The 18,278-nt window shown below is 46.2% G+C and carries 13 protein-coding genes; 7 read left to right on the top strand and 6 right to left on the bottom strand.

Going from position 1 to position 18,278, the window contains the following annotated elements:
- Positions 1–25 precede the first annotated feature (25 nt).
- Positions 26–1,162: a helix-turn-helix domain-containing protein gene (locus ACEW9O_RS17350; RefSeq protein WP_373551450.1), complete on the top strand. Its 1,137-nt coding sequence runs from the start codon at positions 26–28 to the stop codon at positions 1,160–1,162.
- A 167-nt stretch (positions 1,163–1,329) separates the two neighbouring features.
- On the top strand, positions 1,330–2,532 hold the full coding sequence (locus ACEW9O_RS17345; protein ID WP_373551449.1) for an alpha/beta hydrolase-fold protein: 1,203 nt from the start codon (positions 1,330–1,332) through the stop codon (positions 2,530–2,532).
- 49 nt (positions 2,533–2,581) lie between these two features.
- Here the strand turns inward: ACEW9O_RS17345 and ACEW9O_RS17340 are convergent, their stop codons facing one another.
- Both ACEW9O_RS17340 and ACEW9O_RS17335 read right to left on the bottom strand, forming a co-directional pair.
- Positions 2,582–3,367: a TIGR02757 family protein gene (locus ACEW9O_RS17340; RefSeq protein ID WP_373551448.1), complete on the bottom strand. Its 786-nt coding sequence runs from the start codon at positions 3,365–3,367 to the stop codon at positions 2,582–2,584.
- Positions 3,368–3,484: 117 nt separating this feature from the next.
- The gene (locus ACEW9O_RS17335; protein WP_373551447.1) at positions 3,485–3,946 is read right to left on the bottom strand and encodes a regulatory protein RecX; all 462 of its coding nucleotides are present in this window, start codon (positions 3,944–3,946) and stop codon (positions 3,485–3,487) included.
- A 95-nt stretch (positions 3,947–4,041) separates the two neighbouring features.
- On the opposite strand from ACEW9O_RS17335, the gene ACEW9O_RS17330 reads away from it, so the two are divergent.
- The gene (locus ACEW9O_RS17330; RefSeq protein ID WP_373551446.1) at positions 4,042–4,866 is read left to right on the top strand and encodes a mechanosensitive ion channel family protein; all 825 of its coding nucleotides are present in this window, start codon (positions 4,042–4,044) and stop codon (positions 4,864–4,866) included.
- Positions 4,867–5,025: 159 nt separating this feature from the next.
- Here ACEW9O_RS17330 and ACEW9O_RS17325 read toward each other — a convergent pair whose 3' ends face one another.
- From ACEW9O_RS17325 to ACEW9O_RS17315, 3 genes are all read right to left on the bottom strand, one after another.
- A complete protein-coding gene (locus ACEW9O_RS17325; RefSeq protein ID WP_373551445.1) occupies positions 5,026–5,874 on the bottom strand; it encodes an NINE protein in 849 nt (282 codons plus the stop codon).
- 262 nt (positions 5,875–6,136) lie between these two features.
- Entirely contained in the window at positions 6,137–7,867 is a 1,731-nt protein-coding gene (locus ACEW9O_RS17320; RefSeq protein ID WP_373551444.1) for a dynamin family protein, read from the bottom strand.
- 105 nt (positions 7,868–7,972) lie between these two features.
- Entirely contained in the window at positions 7,973–9,040 is a 1,068-nt protein-coding gene (locus ACEW9O_RS17315; RefSeq protein WP_373551443.1) for a 3-oxoacyl-ACP synthase III family protein, read from the bottom strand.
- 211 nt (positions 9,041–9,251) lie between these two features.
- Between ACEW9O_RS17315 and ACEW9O_RS17310 the strand changes: the two genes are divergently transcribed.
- From ACEW9O_RS17310 to ACEW9O_RS17300, 3 genes are all read left to right on the top strand, one after another.
- Complete coding sequence (locus ACEW9O_RS17310; RefSeq protein ID WP_373551442.1) at positions 9,252–9,887, top strand: response regulator; 636 nt, start codon at positions 9,252–9,254, stop codon at positions 9,885–9,887.
- A gap of 94 nt (positions 9,888–9,981) precedes the next feature.
- A complete protein-coding gene (locus ACEW9O_RS17305; protein ID WP_373551441.1) occupies positions 9,982–13,119 on the top strand; it encodes a two-component regulator propeller domain-containing protein in 3,138 nt (1,045 codons plus the stop codon).
- Positions 13,120–13,302: 183 nt separating this feature from the next.
- Complete coding sequence (locus ACEW9O_RS17300; protein ID WP_373551440.1) at positions 13,303–15,660, top strand: PA domain-containing protein; 2,358 nt, start codon at positions 13,303–13,305, stop codon at positions 15,658–15,660.
- A 97-nt stretch (positions 15,661–15,757) separates the two neighbouring features.
- Here the strand turns inward: ACEW9O_RS17300 and icd are convergent, their stop codons facing one another.
- Complete coding sequence (icd, locus tag ACEW9O_RS17295; protein WP_373551439.1) at positions 15,758–17,023, bottom strand: NADP-dependent isocitrate dehydrogenase; 1,266 nt, start codon at positions 17,021–17,023, stop codon at positions 15,758–15,760.
- 140 nt (positions 17,024–17,163) lie between these two features.
- Here icd and ruvB point away from each other — a divergent pair, with 140 nt between their 5' ends.
- Positions 17,164–18,192, top strand: coding sequence for a Holliday junction branch migration DNA helicase RuvB (gene ruvB, locus ACEW9O_RS17290; protein WP_373551438.1), 1,029 nt, complete (start codon positions 17,164–17,166; stop codon positions 18,190–18,192).
- Positions 18,193–18,278 lie beyond the last annotated feature (86 nt).

The raw sequence follows: 18,278 nt of genomic DNA, 5'->3' as shown, positions 1-18,278 counted from the left end.
AAAACATAGTCAATAATGGTGTACTATGGAAATGATCTCCTTTTTTACCATTTGTTTGTTGACTTTGCTTTTGTTTTGCTCATATGTTGCTTATGCGCAGTGGCGCAATACTCGGGATGATGCAACGCCGTTGTACATTGGTTATTTGTTGGCAGCCGATTTGCATTACCTAAGGCAATTTTGGATCGACCTGGCCCGAGATCACGGTTATCCTTATCCACCAGATTTACCGCTGCGCTGGGATTCGCCCTTGAGTTACCTCAGCTTAATCTGTTATATCCTTTTTATAGCCAAGATTCTGGACTTTCAACAACAAGCACCACGGCTGAATCGTCTGTTTAAAAGTTTTGCACTTGGGTATCTGATTTTACTGGTTACTCATATAGTTATGCAGCTGCTATGGGGATATTCAGCCGCTAATGGCTTATATCAAGGCGCAAGAATATTGATGTTTCCGGTGATGGTACTGGCCATTGTTTTTCTATATCGGCATGCCGTACAATTTTACCAAAAACTCATCTTACTAGGTTGCCTCTTTTTAGTGGGAGGAATGATTTCAGCTATCCTCACTGAGTTTGCTCCCTGGCAAGACCCACTTCTAGATATCATACGTGCATTCCAAACGCCCTGGGGTACTTTCTATTTCTACCACATGAAGGTGGGGATTTTCCTGGATGTTATTTGTTTTTCCTGGGCTTTGACTTTGTTGCAGAAGCGCAAGATGATGGCTGGTGCAAAAACAGATCCGATGATTATCCAGCCCAATGTGGCGCGGTTCGTGGCGGTTGAACCCTTGTTGCAATTCAAAAAAAAGGAACAGGAAATCTTCATGCAGCAAGTGGATGATTTCCTGAGCAAAAACTACGCCGACGAAGCAATGGGTGTGCAGAACCTGGCCAAACAAATTTACCTGAGCCCTTCTCAAACTACTCGGCGCATCAAAGAAATCACCGGACTTACTACCGAACAATACATCCGGCACTACCGCTTAACCCGTGCCTACACTCTTTTGAAAGACCCAAACAAAAGTATCACGGACATTGCGCTGGATGTGGGTTTTAAAGACGTGTCCCATTTTTCTACCTGTTTTAAGCGGCAATTTGGGAAAAGCCCGAGTGAAATGCGGAAAAATGCGGGTAAAGTGAAAGAGGATGCGGGTTAGGTGAAAGGATAGACGCTATAAATGAAGGTAAATTTGGAAGATAATCTTTATGAATAAATTGGTTTTTAACCTAAAATTAATTGACAATGAAATGTTTATTCTTGTGCGTGTCTTCTAGCTTGATGCTAACCTCATTATTCGCTCAAAGCACACTAACAACGGACTCATTGTATAGCCCAGCCCTAGGTAAAACTGAAAAATACCAGATCTACTTACCCGATGGCTATGCCCAAAATATCAGCCGACGCTACCCAGTAGTCTACTTTCTGCATGGTGCTTTATCTGATCATGAGGGGTATGATTTTATCAAAATTGTGCTGGATAACCTAATTGCAACAAAAAAAATTCAGCCCATGATTGTGGTAAAACCCAATGGGGGACAAGGCAATTATGGGGGAAGTATGTTTGCCAATTCTGCACTGTATGGTAAAGTAGAAGATTTCATTGTCAAAGACCTAGTTGCACGTGTGGATCAAAAATACCAAACGATAAGCACACGGAATGCACGCGCGGTAATGGGGCACTCTATGGGTGCCGATGGAGCAGCTCGTTTCGGCATACTGCACCCGGACGTATTTTGTGGCTTTGCAGCGCACAGCGGGTCGCTCGATTTTAGTTTTGCCCGTATCTTCTTCAGTTTTGCCATTCAGGAGCAGATGCAACAAAAGGACTCGATTCCTTATGAGTTCCAACCCAATGATGGTTTTGCAACTGGAGCCCTATTTCGTGCAGCAGGTGCGGCTTCACCCAATCTAACCAAGCCTCCCTATTTTGTTGATTTTCCAGTCGATCCACAAGGAAAACAAATTGATACTGTTTTTCAAAAATGGTTCTCAATTAGCGCAGCCAGTGTCGTCAGACATAAGCCACCCACGAAGGAAATAGGTATGTTCTTCGACTGTGGTCTTCAGGATGAGTTCGGCTTTTTGCTGTTCAACAACGGGTTTCGGGATTCTCTTTTGAAATCTGGGTTGAAATTTACATACCAAAATTTCACGGGGGGACATGGCGATAAGTTGCTGGATCGATTGGCCATCTCTTTGCCTTATCTGGATTCTTTAATGAGCAAATTGAGCACTTCGGTCTATTCCCCTGAAAAATGGCAAGACAAAATAGCCCTGAAAGTATATCCCAATCCTGGAAGTGACACGGTTACGCTGGAATTGTCAACGCCCGAAAATACCACTGCGGGTGTGATACTCCAAAACACCGCTGGCCAAGTACTACGGGTGCTACGGAAAGATTGGCAAATCAATAAAGGTAGCAATCAGCTGCAGTTTGATTTGGGGGATTTGGGTGCAGGGATGTACTGGATTGTGGTGCAAGGGGAGGGATTTGTGGCGAGTAGTCCTTTGCAGCGGGTTAAGTGAGGGGATGGGTTGATTTGTGGTTATGTGAATTTTTTATGTTATGTCTCGCTTAAGGCTCTTCACCCTCCCCCAATACCCCCATCCCAAACAACGCAAAATCATACTTCACCGGATCCCCCGCATCAAAGCCCCGCAAAACCTCACTCAATTCCAGCACCGCCCCCCAATCCGTTTGCTTCCGTTCCAACAGCCCCAAATGCCTGGCCACCCGATCCACATGCACATCCAGCGGAATCAACAACTGCCCCGGCGAAATCCGCTCCCAAATTCCAAAGTCCACCCCCTTGTTGTCCTTGCGCACCATCCAGCGCAGGAACATATTCAGGCGCTTGCAGGTGGAGCCGCGCAGGGGCGTAGGAATGTGTTTGCGGGTGCGATGAGGCGCATCGGGCAAGGCAAAAAACAATTGCTGAAAACCCGCCAGCGCAGCCTCTGTGTGAGGAGCAGTAGGGGAGAGGTGCCGCGCAAAAGCATCCTCGAGGGAATCGTGATGGCGGTAATAGTGCTGGAAAAATTCCAGAAAATACAAGGTATCCGTAGCCTGGAAGGTGCGGTGTTTGAAGTCGAGGAAAGCCCGGCGGTCTTCTTCCTGGTGATTCAGGATAAAATCGTAGGGCGCGCCATCCATCAGTTCCACCAATTTATGGGCATTGTTGATGATGGTTTTGCGTTGGCCCCAGGCGAGCATGGCCGTCCAGAAGCCCATGATTTCGCGGTCTTGTTTGAGACTGAACTGGTGGGGAATGGAAATGGGATCGGACTCAATAAAGCCGGGGCGGTTGTATTGATCTACGGCGGCTTCGAGTAATTGGTATAGGTCTTCGTGTAGGTTCATGCTTTGTTTAGGTTGAGAGAGGTTGAGGGAGGTTGAGAAAGTTGAGGCTGCCGCGAGTGACTTATACACAAACATTGTCTAAGTCGCTCGCGGCAGCCTCAACCTTCTCAACTTTCCTCAACTTTTTATGGCTCTCCAAATCAATTCCGATTCATACCCCTTGCGCATGGCGTACTGAGCCGTTTTTTGTTGAGCGGTAAAATTATCCTCTCCCTGCAGTTCTGCCAGTTTTTTGGCGATGATTTTTTCGAGGGTGGCCAGATAATCCGCCTCATCAATTTCCTCCAAACCTTTGCGGATACAATAAGCGGAGACTTTGCGCATGTTGAGTTCCATTTGAATGCGAATGCGGCCCCAGGCTTTGGTGCGGAATTTGCCGCGGGCGTAGGCGCGGGCGAACCGTTCTTCGTTCAGGTAGTTCTCCGAGATCAGCTCGGCAATGATCTCCTCCAGCGTATCGCCATATACGGAGATTTCCAGCAGTTTTTGGCGGACTTCACTGTGACAGCGTTCCTGAAAAGCGCAGTAGCGTTGCATTTTTTGTAGCGCCACTTCTTTGCCGGGAAAAGGTTTTTGCAAAATTAAAGGTTTTTTAATGTGTAAATTTTTTGCCTCGAATTATACGCCTTATTTTAGCCAAAGCTAAAACACGCTTAAAAAATCAAAATTTAAAAATGGAACCAACACAAGTTACAGAAAAGGCGAGCAAATTTATGGAATTCGCCACGAATTTTGCCCCAAAATTAGCCGGTGCCCTCCTCGTTTTGCTGATCGGACTTTGGATTTGCAACTGGATTGTGGGAATCATGAGCCGCCGAATGGAAAAGACCAAAGTGGATCAAAGTTTACGCCCCTTTTTGCTCAGTTTGGTCAGTGTATTGCTTAAAGTGATGGTGGTGTTCAGTGCCGCTGGAATCGTCGGCATTCAAACTACTTCTTTTGTAGCCATTTTGGGCGCAGCGGGTTTGGCAATAGGTTTGGCACTGCAAGGCAGCTTAAGCAATTTTGCTTCTGGGGTGTTGATTTTATTGTTCCGGCCTTACCGGGTGGGCGATTTGATCACTGTACAAGGTTTCAATGGAGTGGTCAAAGAAATTCAAATATTCACTACCATACTGACCACGCCCGACAACCGGACCATCATCATCCCCAATTCGGCGATCACCAGCGGGGCGATTGAAAACTTGAGTTTAGCCGGGACGCGGGTTTTGGAAACCCTGGTGCCGATTGATCCTACTGAAGACATGGTTAAAGTGCGGCGGATTTTTGAAGAGGTGGCAAAACAGTCACCTGGCTATTTGGCGGAACTGCCGATTACTTCACCAGTCGTGGATTTGTCGCCAATGGCTACAACTCTGGCTTTTCGCTATAGTGTGGTGCCCGATATTTATCTGGATGCCCAAGCTTATGCCAAAGAAGCGGTGCGCAAGCGTTTCCAGGCCGAGGGTATTTCAGGTGAGCATGAGCCGGTGATGCAGGTAAACTTGGTACAGCAGTAACACCAGGAAAGAACTAAAGCGCCTCTGGCACATCATTTCTTAGGTGATTCCTTAAGTGTCTTAGGTTTCTTAAGTGGTAAAAAAGAAAAACCTGCGTAGCAGGGTATTCTTTCACCACCTAAGAAACCTAAGACACCACAGACTCACCTCAGCAGCAACTTAACCCAGTAACTTCCGCTTCTGCGCCACAAACTCCTCCTCCGAAATCAACCCCTTTTCCCGCAAATCACCCAAATGCAGCACTTCATCCAGCACATCTTTGGTGTCATTGCTCGAACTGGGTGCATTCACTTGAGCATCCAAAAAATTAGGTTGGGCCTGGGGCAATTGTTTGACAATGCGGTACCCATTGGCTACAAAGGACTCAAATTCGGGTTGTTTACGCACATAAGCCAAGGCCTGATGCGATTGTATTTTGGAGATGTCGCTGAAGCCATTTTCGATGGCTTTTTCCAGATTTTGCAGGGCTTTATCGGTATTTTCAATCATCGAATAACAACAAGCCAAGTTGAAATGTACGCTGGGTGAAGTGATGTTGTCTTCGAGCGCTTTCATAAACGATTCAATCGCACCTTCAAAATCCATACTGCGGAACTGCTCGATCCCGATGCGTTTGAAAAAATCTTCCTTTTTGTTTTCTTTTTTCCCGGCTTTGGAGCCTTGGGGAGATTTAGCAGTCCGCTGTGGTTTTTCCATCAAAGCGGCAGGATCGGCCTCACTCTCGGCTTCGTCGTAGTAGGTTTCACGCTGGGTTTGTTGCAGGCGATTTTTGTTGTATTTTTCATCAAAATCCTCCGTTGGCATCACGAAGAACAACAAAGCATCAACCAAGCCCAATACCATCGGGATGAGGAAGGCAGGCCCCTCACCATCAGCCGTAATCATGATGGTAATGAAAGCGAGGGCCATGTACATCACTCCCTGCCACCAGCGTTGCAAATAAAAGCGGTGGACGCCAAACATGCCTGCAAACAAGGCCAAAAATGCAGCTACAATTTTATTTTTCATACCAAACGGGTGAAGGCTAAGACCAAATGGTCGGGTCTACGTTATCAATGTCAATGCTTGTAAAGTTAAGTTTTTTTCGATTGAAGGTAAAAAAAGATTAGTCCAAATGGCGATTTGGATAGAAGTTTAGAAGGTTTAGGGAGGTTGAGAAGGTTTAGGCTACCGCAAGAAAGGTTTTGTGTGTGATGTGTGTGTGAAGGTGTGTATGTCGCTGCGGTAGCCTCAACCATCTCAACCTCCCTCAACTATCCTAAACCTTGCTTTACATCCTAGCCAACATTGCCTGAATTTCCGTATCCAAAGTGCCAAATTGATTGCTTATCACTGCCTGTTCTTGATTGAGAACGGCGAGTTGTTCCTTTTCTTTGTCGAGCATCAGGTCGAAAGGATCAAAATTGCTGTCGATGCGTTCCTTGAGGCGCTTGATGTATACTTTCAATTGTGCGCTTACATCAATTTCAATTTTTTCCCGGCCTTTGACAATTTCATCCTGGAAACCTTCGATGATTTTACGGCGTTTCCCGCTGGTGGCGAAGCCTGCAAAAAGAATCCCCACGGTGGTGAGCACTCCACCTGTGATGTCAAATACCGCTCCCTGAGTGATGGCGGCCAGGATCAAACCAATGACGGCGATGCCACTTCCGGTAGCAAAAGAACTCGGCAGCGGCGTTTTGTCTGGAAATAAACTTTGATCTGTAAAACTTTCACTCTTTTTGATGAAGTCTTCAAATTTTTCCTGCAACTCCCGAAAGATGTTGTGCCGGCGTTCAGCAATGGCGCTGAATATTTCGTGGTCGTTTTGCAACAAACTTTTACTGGTGTGAATTTTCAGGTCGATCAGTTTGGCCATTTGTTGTACGTTATCGGCTAGATCGTTGATGCCGTCGTGCAGTTTTTCGCGCAGGGTGGTATTCAGGCTTTGTTCCAATTCCTTAGCCAGGGTTTCCAACCACTCTTTAGCCGAGGTTTTTTTGGTGAAAATGGAAGAAATGGAGCGCCGAACCAGCGAAAAGAAGGACAAACCATCGCGCAACTCGCGCTCTTTGGCTTGAGTGGTGCGGTCGTAACCCGCCAGGATGTTTTCTACCAGTTGATCGACTTGCTTGTAAGATTTTAATTCCTGGTTGTCGAGGGTGTTTTTGATGTCTTTGCGAAACTCCATATCGGCTTCCCACTGGCGTTGGCGCAAATCCAGACCCTCGCGGATGCTGTCATTGATGCGCAGACAGGTACTGACGCTATTGCCCAGCTTGAGTACTGGCGCTTTTCCACCCGTGATGTTTTCCAGAATGTAATGGCGGACGGGGATGAATCCACTTTCGGTTTTGTTGCCATCTTTTTCCAATTTGGCGGAGGTGGCAAAAATGACTGGATTGTTGATGCCTTGTTTTTCAGCGTAATCGTGTACCCCTTTGGTATTCACTTCCAGGTCTTCAGCCGACATCAAGTCCTTTTGTTGCAACACGAAAATGATCTTTTTGCGCCATTCCTCGTGGATGAATTTGAAAAAATCCCAGGCCGATTGGCGGTAGGGATTTTTGGCTTCAAAAACAAATACAATCAGGTCCGAAGCAGGAATGAAGGACTCGGTGATCTCCTGGTGGTGCTCCACGATGGTATTGGTACCTGGAGTGTCAACTATGGCTATTTCTTTAAGGATCTCAACCGGGATCAGGATTTTTTTCAGGTAAGGATTGATGACGATCACTTCTTCTTTTTCCCCATATACAATTTGCTGAATGGTATCGGTCATCGGCTGGGGTGCCACCTTGGTGATCTCCCGGTCGGTTTGTAGCAAGGCATTGATGAAGCTACTTTTGCCAGCCTTTACCTCTCCAACGATCACAAACATGAAGGGATCGTTGATTCGGTTGCGCAGATCGCTGACCGTTTTGGCCAAATCATTGTGATTGATGCGAATGGTCAGTTCGTGCAGGTCTTTTACGGCTTCGTCAATACGCGCCCGGAGGGCTACGGTACTTGGGTTAATCATGCTTTTAATGTGCTAATTTGCTAATGTGCTGATGGGCTAGCCGCACAAATATAGTGGTTATTTTTTTAACAGTTCATGACATTACCCCATTAGCACATTGGTCAATTACCAGCGAATTAAAGCCGAACCCCAGGTGAAGCCACTGCCGAAGGCAGCCAGGCACACCAGATCTCCCTCTTTGACCTTCCCTGCTTCCCAGGCTTCACAGAGCGCAATGGGGATGGAAGCAGCGGTGGTGTTGCCGTAACGTTGGATGTTGTTCCATACCTGGTCATCACTCAAGCCAAGTTTGCCCTGTACAAACTGGCTGATGCGCAGGTTGGCCTGGTGGGGAATGAGCATATTGATGTCGCTGGGTTTGAGCCCCGTTTTGGCCAGGGCTTCCATGATCACTTCCGGGAACTTTTGCACCGCCATTTTGAACACAAACTGCCCTTCCATTACCGGATAAGTGTAGGCATTGTCGATCATGGTTTGGTTGACAAATACTTCCCCGAATTCCACATCTGGAAAACCAAAATCACATTCAATCGCCATTTTATTGAAATGGTAGGCACCATGAGAACCCGGGCTGATCAGTGCCAGTTTTTCCGCATAAGTACCATCGGAGTGCAAATGGGTGGTGAGCACTCCTTTGTTTTCTTCCGAGGTGGGTTGTAGTAAAACGGCCCCAGCACCATCGCCAAAAATCACGGTTACATTGCGGCCACGGGTAGAATAATCGAGCCCCATGGAGTGCATTTCGGCGCCTACCAGCAGTACATTTTTGTACATACCCGTTTTTACAAACTGATCGGCAACCGACAGGCCATATACAAAACCAGAGCATTGATTGCGGATATCCAAAGCGCCAATTTCGGTTTTGGTGATGCCCAACTCTCGCTGGAGCAACACGCCACAACCGGGAAAATAATAATCAGGGCTCAGGGTAGCAAAAATGATAAAGTCGATGTCTTCCTTCTGGATTCCAGCCCGTTCTATGGCAATTTTGGCCGCATGAACAGCCATGGTCGTGGGGGTTTCTTCAAATTTTTTGCCGTAGCGCCGCTCCTGAATTCCGGTTCTTTCCTGAATCCATTCGTCCGTTGTGTCCATGACTCGGGTCAGGTCTTGGTTGGTGACCACGTGTTCCGGGACGTAGTATCCAATACCAGCGATTTTTGACTTTAACATACCCATGTGTATTTTCGAAAACAATGATTGTAAACTTGAACATTACGCGAAAAAAAAGCCCAAAATGGACTCAATTCCAAATTATCATTGGTAAAGTAACAATGTCGCCTGCAAAGTTATCTTTTCGAATAAGTTTTAGGCAGATTTACATTTTTTTTTTACTTTTCTTTGTTTAAAATCGAATCATCACTAGTGTAACATCTTGAACCCAATGGCCAGTATCCATCTAAGCATCATTGAAGACGAGGCGTTGGTACGCGAAAGTTTAGCTGACTTTCTGAGTTCCCAAGCCGATTTTGAAATCCATTCCACAGCAGATTCTGTAGAAAAATTTTTGGCGCTTCAAAAAACTGATGCTCCGCAGATACTACTATTGGACATCAATCTTCCCGGGATCTCTGGCCTGGAAGGCATCCATTTGCTCCAAAAAAAATACCCAAATATGGAGATCATCATGCTGACTTCATACGAAGAGGAAGAGCATGTTTTTGAAGCCTTGCGCAGAGGGGCGGTTGGGTATTTGTCGAAAAGATCTCCTTTGTTGATGGTTCAGGAAGCAATTTTGACCGTAGCGGCAGGAGGCTCATTTATGTCGCCTTCGATTGCGCGGCATGTGGTTAATTTTTTCCGCTTCCGGCAAAGGGTAAACAATCCCGAGGTAGAGTTAACCGATCGACAAAAAGAAATACTAAGGGAGCTGGTAGATGGCAAAAGTTACAAAATGATTGCCGATGCTTGTGGGATAACCTTGGAAACGGTTCGTGATCACATCAAAAAGATTTACAAAAAATTACAAATCAATAGCCGGGGCGAATTGGTTTCGATGTTGTTGGACAAAAGAATTTAATCACTTTTCTACAACATGTAATTTTGTTGAAATTATTTCTCCGCTAAAACTAAAATTCGTTCTATTTTGGAACCTGAATTATTTTGGGGACTTCATGTTTAAAACTTATTTCCAACTGCCTGTACAAAGATTCAGCCTGGTGCTGTTCCTGTCTTTGCATGTACTTTTGCTCGATGCGCAGCAAGGTGATATCCCTTTTCGGTATTTTTCCTTGCGAGATGGCCTGTCGGATTGGACCGTTACTTCTCTCCAAAAAGACCCTTCTGGTTTGCTCTGGATCGGCACGGCACACGGTTTGCAACGTTTTGATGGGTATAATTTTTTGACTTTTAATACCAACCCCAATAATACCTATGCCATTTCGGACCATTATGTGCAAGCTACCCGCTTATTGCAAGACAGTTTATTGTTGGTCGTTTATTTGCGCAACAATGAATTTTTCGATTTAATTGATTATAAAAGTTTTAAGAAAAAAACCATCCACCTCAAACGCAGCGGAATCAGATCCAATGAACAAGTACAAGGCATTCGTGCAGATGAGGACGGAAATGTACTGGTTTTCACCCGTTTTCAAAATCGCCAAAATAAAATCATCGCCTTATATGAATTTGACCTGGCAACAACTCGCTTTAATCGGATTGCAGAATTTAGCTCCACCTTTACGGGGGAACCCAACGATCAACTTTTTGAAGCCATCAAAGTAGGTAAAAACGAGTGGATTTTTGGCAACAACAAAGATGGCATTTTGAGTTTGGTGACCCGACAAGGAGTTGTCAAGCAGTTTGGCATTGGTGATTTTGAAGGAAAAACCTTACCTACTAAGGCATTCAACCAACGAATTTCCATCCTGAAACGTGATCACAGCGGCCAGGTTTGGTTGGCTTTTGCCCGCACCCATTACCTGTTTAAGTACAACACGCAGAAAAAGACTTTCAAAGCTGTTGCTGGTCTTCCTGAAGATGGTGAATTTTCACTGTGGTGGCAAGACAAAAAAGGGAACGTTCTGGTTTCTAAAACGGATGGCAATTTGCGTTTTGCGATCAGTAAAAATCTTTATTGCATTCAAAAAAGTGGGCGGGTTGAAGATTTTAGCAAATTCATCAGTGTGAGCAAACAAATCATCGCTGTGTACAGCGACGATTTTTACGGCACTATCTTTTTTGGGGTGGATACGGGTTTAAAAGTATTCAAGAACAACCAGGGGATCGTTCAGCGTTACCTCCAAAAAAACATTGCTGAAGATGATTTTGGGCGAATCATGCGGGGCATGGCCAGTGATGGCCGGGGCAATATTTTTTTTGCAAATGAAAACAGCAATTGGTACCGCTTGAACAAAAATGAACTGCAAAAAGGCATGGATACCATTCGCATCATTGAGGAAAAAACGGACACGGTGCTGCGTTTCAATTGCTGTTTTGACCTCAAATACCAGGAACCCAACTACCTCTGGGGGATTGCCTGCCAAGGAAGGGACAAAGGGCTCTTGATCCGCTACAATATCAATACTCAAAGGGCTACAATTTACCGCTACCCAGCCCGGTTTCGAGCTTTTTCAGTTGACGCTGAAGGCCAGTTTTGGCTCTTAACTGAATATCCCAATGGCCATTATAAATTGTTGATTTTTAACCGGGAAACCGCAGAGTTTCGCCCATTTTATACGGCGGAAGACCCCTCACCGCTAAACAACCTTTTTCCTTATTACATTACCAGCAGTAAGAACAATACTTTTTGGGTAACTACCAATAGGGGTTTGTACAAAATTGTGTCGGGAAAAACCCTACAAGACAACCATTTTGAAACCTACCTAGATCGCAGCGAATTGGGTTCCCAATTGATTTATTGCGTGTACGAAGACCAGCAGGGGATTTTGTGGCTGGGCTCTTCCCAAGGTTTAATTCGCTTTAATCCGAAAAGTTTAAAAGCCAAATACTACACCCAGTCTGATGGTCTCGCCAGCAACACCATCTCGGGCATTTTGGAAGACCATTTGGGCAATTTATGGATCAGCACCCACAGCGGTATTTCTTGTTTTGATCGAAAAGATGAAAAGTTTACCAATTTTTATGACCTGGATGGGTTTTCACATAGTTCATTTACCCGCTATTCATTCTTTAGAGACGAGGACAACATCATGTACTTCGGTACGATCAATGGGGTAAATTCTTTCCGACCGGAACGTTTGTTGCGCAGGGACACGGTGCCCCAGGTATGCCTGACTAGGGTAAGCAAGTACAATTGGGTGGAAGATACCTTATGGGATTTTACCCGCAATTTGCAACGATTGCGCAAACTACAACTTCGCGCTTATGAGCAAAACCTGGAACTGGAGTTCACTCTCCCCGTGTATTGGAATGTGGACAAAATCAAATACCGCTACAAGCTCGAAGGATTGGATCATGATTGGACCGAGCTGGAGGGGCTCAATCAAATCAAGTACCACCAACTCCCCGCTGGTCGATACCGCTTGCGCATCCAGGGAGCCGACCCCCGGGGAAATTGGTCTAAAAGTTTAATCCTGGAGGTACAGGTCTTCACTTATGTCTACAAATATTGGTGGTTCTGGGCTTTACTTGCGCTGGCATTTGGAGTGGGAGTGTATTATGCTTTGCGCTCGCGACTGATGCAAAAGTTAAAAATCGAACGCCTACGCACCAAAATAGCGGCAGACATTCATGATGAAGTAAGTGGACTGCTGGCGGGAATTGCGATGCAAGCTGAGGTGTTGCAGCACTTGGGCACGAATAGTGTGGATGCTGCCAAACTGAATAAAATTGCTGAAATCGCCCGCAAAGCCATGTCGCGCTTGCACGACGTGATCTGGTCTATCGATTCCCGCAAAGACCACATCGAGGACCTGTTGTTTCGCATGCAGGAACATGCCAATGATGTGCTGAGCCCCCTCAATGTGCAATACCAGGTAACTTTAAAAAACCTGGACACCAAAACGGGCATTCCCATCCAAATTCGCCAGGATTTGTACTACATCTTTAAAGAAGCCATCAACAATGTGGCCAAACATGCCCAGGCGAAGCAAGTCAACATCCGCCTGAGCCAACAAGGCCGCTTTTTTGAAATGGAAATAGCCAACGATGGCCAGATAAGCCCCATTTCCAAAACCGGTTCTGGCAACGGTATCCAAAACATGAAAATGCGGGCACAGCGGATTGGGGCTGAAATCCACTTTGTCCAGGATGCAGGGTATCGGGTTTTTTTGCGGATGAAGCGGCTTTAACTCCTTACTCCAAGTCTTGCAAAGTTGTCTATTTTGTAACCCTTCCTACAAAAAACCGCTTAGAATTTGATCTTTTACATTATAACCGTAATTTTCGGGTTATTACCTTTGCATTCAAACCCTTCATTCTTCAGATCATCGCAAATTTTGGTTACATTTCATCACTTAAATAAATATTCGCTTATGCGGAGTTTTACGCACTCTTGTTCAGTAGTCTATTCCCTTTTGGCGGGATTGTTCCTACTGATCTTCACTTCCCAAATTACTGCTCAAAGCCACGTGCTGACGGTAACCGAGCCAGCTGCTATCGCTGGTGATTACGCCGCAGAAATGGCCACTTTTGGTCGCAATTTTTGTACGCTCTCTGGAGAATTGATCCAGGCTAAAGATGCAGCGAATGGAACATTGGGCTGTACCGCTGCGCCAATTGTAACCGATTTAACTGGAAAAATTGCGGTTATCGATCGGGGAACTTGTAATTTTTCAGAAAAGGTACTCAATGCCCAAAAAAAGGGAGCCATTGCCGTAATTGTAATCAATAATACTGCCACAGCTCCGGTCATTTTTTCAATGGCTACTGGAGTAGGTGCAGACCAGGTAACGATTCCTAGCTTTATGGTGTCTTTGGCGACTGGCAATAAAATCAAACCATTGTTGACCAGCGCAGTGAAAGTAACCATCAAGTCGAATACCCCGGATTTTGTCGATCCAAATTTGGTAGTATGGGGTAAAAATGCCAAAGAAGGCGATTTTGATGGAGGCCTGAACGGCTGGAAAAGCAACACCATTTCTTGCTCTGGCAAACCCAATACTGCGCTTGCCTGGTCTTGGATTCCTGCCAATGCCTTTCCTTCTCCTTGTTTGGTAGCCTCTCCGGGTCAGTTGGTGTTCTTCTCGCCTACCCGTTGCAACGGAGCGATGATCATGAATGCTGCAACGCTGGATTTGGCAAGTGCGGCATCGTGTACCAATTTTGCACAAGGTCCTTGTCCAGCTCCACACAGTGCTGAATTGATCTCACCAACCATCAAGGTGACCAAAGGTACCGCATTGAATGTGTCGTTTTATCAGTCGCTGACGCACTTTTTTGACAGTGAATATTTCGTTGATTGGTCAAGAGATGGAGGCAAAACCTGGGTTTCTACTCAAATCAACGAAGAAGTTAGACCATTTGAAGAGAATGACGACCCCTATAAATCTGTCCGCTTGCTGGGTAGTGAAACCGCGGATAGCATCAAAATCAAATTCCGCTACGATGGTAATTACTACCACTGGGCAATTGATGACGTTAAACTGGTGAAGCGTGAGGCCAACAACCTGGCGTTGACGCAGTTTTATGCCTTGTCTCCCAATATGCAACAACCTGCGGCTCAGGCAGAAACCATTCCATATGGCGCAGCAGTTGAAAACATTGGTGCCAAAGCGCAAACTGGCCTGAAGTTGTACATCTCTGCCATTGACTCTACCAACAATGCACGCATTTTCCGGGATTCGGTAACCTCGACTTCTATTGCACCGAACCAGATTGATACGGCTATTTTTGCCCCTAAGTTCCTTCCCAATAGAAAAGGAACCTACGCCATGATTTATCAGGCGGCAGCTGATTCAGCCGATTACGACCGTTTCGACAACTTGGAAGGTTTCTTCTTCCGCGTTACCGATACTACGTTTGCCAAGGAATTGGGTGCTTCCACTTGGACCCTTCCTGGCGACAACTGGGATGTAAACGAGCCCCACTCAGCTGCTTATGGCAACAGTTATTACATCGTCAAAGGAAAAGGCAATTATTTGCGCAGTGTTTCTTTTGGGGTAAACAATGGTGCAGACCTCCAGGGGATTGCCTTGTTGGTGAGCTTGTACACCTGGGATGACCGCAATCAAAATGCATTGGTAGAAGCAACCGAACGCGATTTGATCGCTGACAATTTCTACGACATCAAAGGAACTGAAACGGGGGCTAGATTGATTACTGTACCTTTCCCCGAAGATGGTGAACCAGCCGTAGAATTAGCGGACACTACCACCTATTTGGTCATGATTGAATATTTCACTGGCGATGACACCGACATTGAATTGCTGTTGAACGACACTTACGATCGCCGTCCGATGTTGTTGACTGGATTTGCTGCCGACAAACCACGTTACGCCAGTTTTACGGCACTTGATTCAGACTTGGGTACGGTTACCTACAGCCCTACTGGTTACGGTTTGGAAAATGTGTACGTGGTACGCATGAACGTAGGCCCATTGGTGATCAGCAGCGATCGCGATGTGCCTTCCATCTCCAATGAATTTGCGATTAGCCCTAACCCGGCACGTGAAGACATTTATTTGCAATTGGCACTGAATAAAGTATCCAAACAAGCCAATGTACGGATCATGGATATGGCTGGTCGCCAAATTATGGAAAAAGTATACACGAACGTGAAGCGGGATCAATTCCAGATTTCGGTGGATGGACTTCCAGCGGGTACCTACCTGATGCAGGTCACTACGGAGAATGGAACGGGAACGAAGAAGTTTGTGAAAAGCGGAGAATAGAGATGAAAGATAAGAGATGAAAGAGGCTACCGCAGAGACTTAGACAAGATTATCGTCAAAAACGCTGCGGCAGCCTCTTTCATCTTTCATCTTTAATTTACATGTTCGCAATGATCTCATCACCAAATTCAGAGCACTTCAACAGCGTAGCTCCTTCCATCAGGCGGTGGAAATCATAAGTAACTCGTTTTTTGTTGATGGCACCCTCAACACCTTTGATGATCAGGTCAGCAGCCTCTTTCCAGCCCATGTAGCGGAACATCATCTCACCAGACAAGATCACCGAACTTGGGTTCACCTTATCCTGTCCTGCATATTTTGGAGCAGTACCGTGGGTAGCTTCAAAAATGGCTTTGCCACTGATGTAGTTGATGTTGGCACCTGGAGCGATCCCGATTCCACCTACTTCCGCCGCCAGTGCGTCGGAGATGTAGTCACCGTTAAGGTTCAAAGTTGCAATCACTGAATATTCAGCAGGGCGCAGCAGAATTTGTTGCAGGAAGGCATCCGCGATGGCATCCTTGATCAGAATTTTACCAGCAGCCAGGGCATCAGCTTGAGTTTTGTCGGCCACAGCTTTGCCATCCACGGCAGCAATGCGGTCATATTGAGCCCAGGTGAACACCTTGTCACCAAACTCGCGCTCCAACAAAGCATAGCCCCAGTCCTTAAATTTACCTTCGGTATACTTCATGATGTTGCCCTTGTGTACCAGGGTCAACGAAGGCAGGTTGTTCTCAATGGTGTACTCGATGGCCGAACGAACCAAACGCTCGGTACCTTCCTGTGAAACAGGTTTAATCCCCAGGGAAACGGTATCAGGGAAACGAATCCCGGTAACGCCCATTTCTTCAATCAGGAATTTTTTGAGTTTTTCCAACTCCGGAGTACCAGCCAGGTATTCAATACCAGCGTAAATGTCCTCGGTGTTTTCACGGAAAATCACCATTTCTACCAGTTCCGGCTCTTTAACCGGGCTAGGTACACCCTTGAAATAATGCACCGGACGAACGCAGGCATACAAGTCGAGTATCTGGCGCAAGGCAACGTTCAAAGAGCGGATACCACCACCAACCGGGGTAGTTAAAGGACCTTTGATGGCAATGCGGTACTCGTCAATAATTTGCAGCGTTTCATCAGGTAGCCAGCTGCCAGTAAGGTTGAAGGCTTTTTCACCAGCCAACACTTCCTTCCAATGAATTTTGCGTGTACCATTGTACGCTTTTTCCACTGCGGCGTCCAAAACGCGAACTGAGGCCGCCCAAATATCGGCTCCAGTACCATCTCCTTCAATGAAAGGGATGATCGGATCGTTTGGCACCGTTAATTTTCCATTTTCAATGGTTACTTTTGATCCACTCATTGTTGTATTATTGTATTTTCAATGCTGAAAAAATGTAGAGACGCGAATTTCGCGTCTTTAGCAGCAGTAATTTAGGCCAAAAAAACAGGAAAATGAATTGGCCTCAAATTTTGCTGCGCAAATTTAAAAACAATATTTAAATGGCAAATCCTATATTGGATGCTTCTGGCAAGCAGATTGGTACGGAGGAACAGCAAATAGAGCGCGCTTTGCGTCCGAAGGCACTGGAAGACTTCAGTGGACAGCCCCGAATTGTGGATAATCTCAAGATTTTCATCACTGCGGCCAAACAAAGAGGAGAAGCCCTGGATCACGTTTTGCTGCACGGCCCACCGGGTTTGGGCAAAACCACACTATCGCACATCATCTCTAACGAACTGGAAACGGGTTTAAAAATGAGCTCGGGCCCCGTGCTGGAAAAACCGGGTGATTTGGCGGGTTTACTCACCAACCTCAACGAAGGGGACGTTTTATTCATTGACGAAATTCACCGCCTCAATACCGTAGTTGAAGAATATTTGTACTCCGCCATGGAGGATTACCGCATCGACATCATGATCGACAGCGGCCCCAATGCCCGGAGTATTCAAATTACGCTCAATCCTTTTACCCTCGTAGGCGCCACCACCCGGATGGGCTTGTTGACGGCACCAATGCGGGCGCGTTTTGGCATCAACTGTCACCTGGATTATTATGATGTAGAAACCCTAAAGCGCATCATCCACCGTTCTGCCAGCATCCTAAACCTGGAGATTCTGGATGATGGTGCCTCCGAAATTGCTCGACGGAGCCGGGGCACCCCACGGATTGCCAATGCCTTGCTGCGCAGGGTACGCGATTTTGCCCAGGTCAAGGGCGATGGGCGGATTACGCTAGAAATTGCCAAAATTGCCCTGGAAGCCCTGAATGTGGACGAATACGGCCTGGATGAAATGGACAACAAAATTTTGTCGACCATCATCCAAAAATTCAAAGGTGGCCCAGTGGGTATTTCTACCATTGCGACGGCTATCGGCGAAGAAGCAGGCACAATTGAAGAGGTACACGAACCGTTTTTAATCATGGAAGGTTTTTTACATAGAACACCCCGTGGTCGGGAAGCCACCGAAAAAGCTTACCAACACCTGGGGATTGTACCTCCCGCTCAGCAAAGAACATTGTTTGAATAGTGGAGAAGTTGAGAGAGGTTGAGGAAGGTTGAGGAAGGTTGAGGCTACCGCAGCGACATTGACTACGTCGCTGCGGTAGCCTCAAC

It is taken from the genome of Haliscomenobacter sp., from assembly GCF_041740695.1.
Taxonomy (GTDB): domain Bacteria; phylum Bacteroidota; class Bacteroidia; order Chitinophagales; family Saprospiraceae; genus Haliscomenobacter.
The sequence above is the reverse complement of the archived record's forward strand: the minus strand, read 5'-3'. Positions and strand labels throughout refer to the sequence as shown.

Excerpts from the sequence above, each read along its gene's own strand:
- ACEW9O_RS17325 (WP_373551445.1), bottom strand. The coding sequence starts at position 5,874 with ATGAAAAATAAAATTGTAGCTGCATTTTTGGCCTTGTTTGCAGGCATG.
- ACEW9O_RS17330 (WP_373551446.1), top strand. The coding sequence starts at position 4,042 with ATGGAACCAACACAAGTTACAGAAAAGGCGAGCAAATTTATGGAATTC.
- ACEW9O_RS17300 (WP_373551440.1), top strand. The coding sequence starts at position 13,303 with ATGCGGAGTTTTACGCACTCTTGTTCAGTAGTCTATTCCCTTTTGGCG.
- ACEW9O_RS17340 (WP_373551448.1), bottom strand. The coding sequence starts at position 3,367 with ATGAACCTACACGAAGACCTATACCAATTACTCGAAGCCGCCGTAGAT.
- ACEW9O_RS17315 (WP_373551443.1), bottom strand. The coding sequence starts at position 9,040 with ATGTTAAAGTCAAAAATCGCTGGTATTGGATACTACGTCCCGGAACAC.
- ruvB (WP_373551438.1), top strand. The coding sequence starts at position 17,164 with ATGGCAAATCCTATATTGGATGCTTCTGGCAAGCAGATTGGTACGGAG.
- ACEW9O_RS17320 (WP_373551444.1), bottom strand. The coding sequence starts at position 7,867 with ATGATTAACCCAAGTACCGTAGCCCTCCGGGCGCGTATTGACGAAGCC.
- ACEW9O_RS17305 (WP_373551441.1), top strand. The coding sequence starts at position 9,982 with ATGTTTAAAACTTATTTCCAACTGCCTGTACAAAGATTCAGCCTGGTG.
- icd (WP_373551439.1), bottom strand. The coding sequence starts at position 17,023 with ATGAGTGGATCAAAAGTAACCATTGAAAATGGAAAATTAACGGTGCCA.
- ACEW9O_RS17350 (WP_373551450.1), top strand. The coding sequence starts at position 26 with ATGGAAATGATCTCCTTTTTTACCATTTGTTTGTTGACTTTGCTTTTG.
- ACEW9O_RS17310 (WP_373551442.1), top strand. The coding sequence starts at position 9,252 with ATGGCCAGTATCCATCTAAGCATCATTGAAGACGAGGCGTTGGTACGC.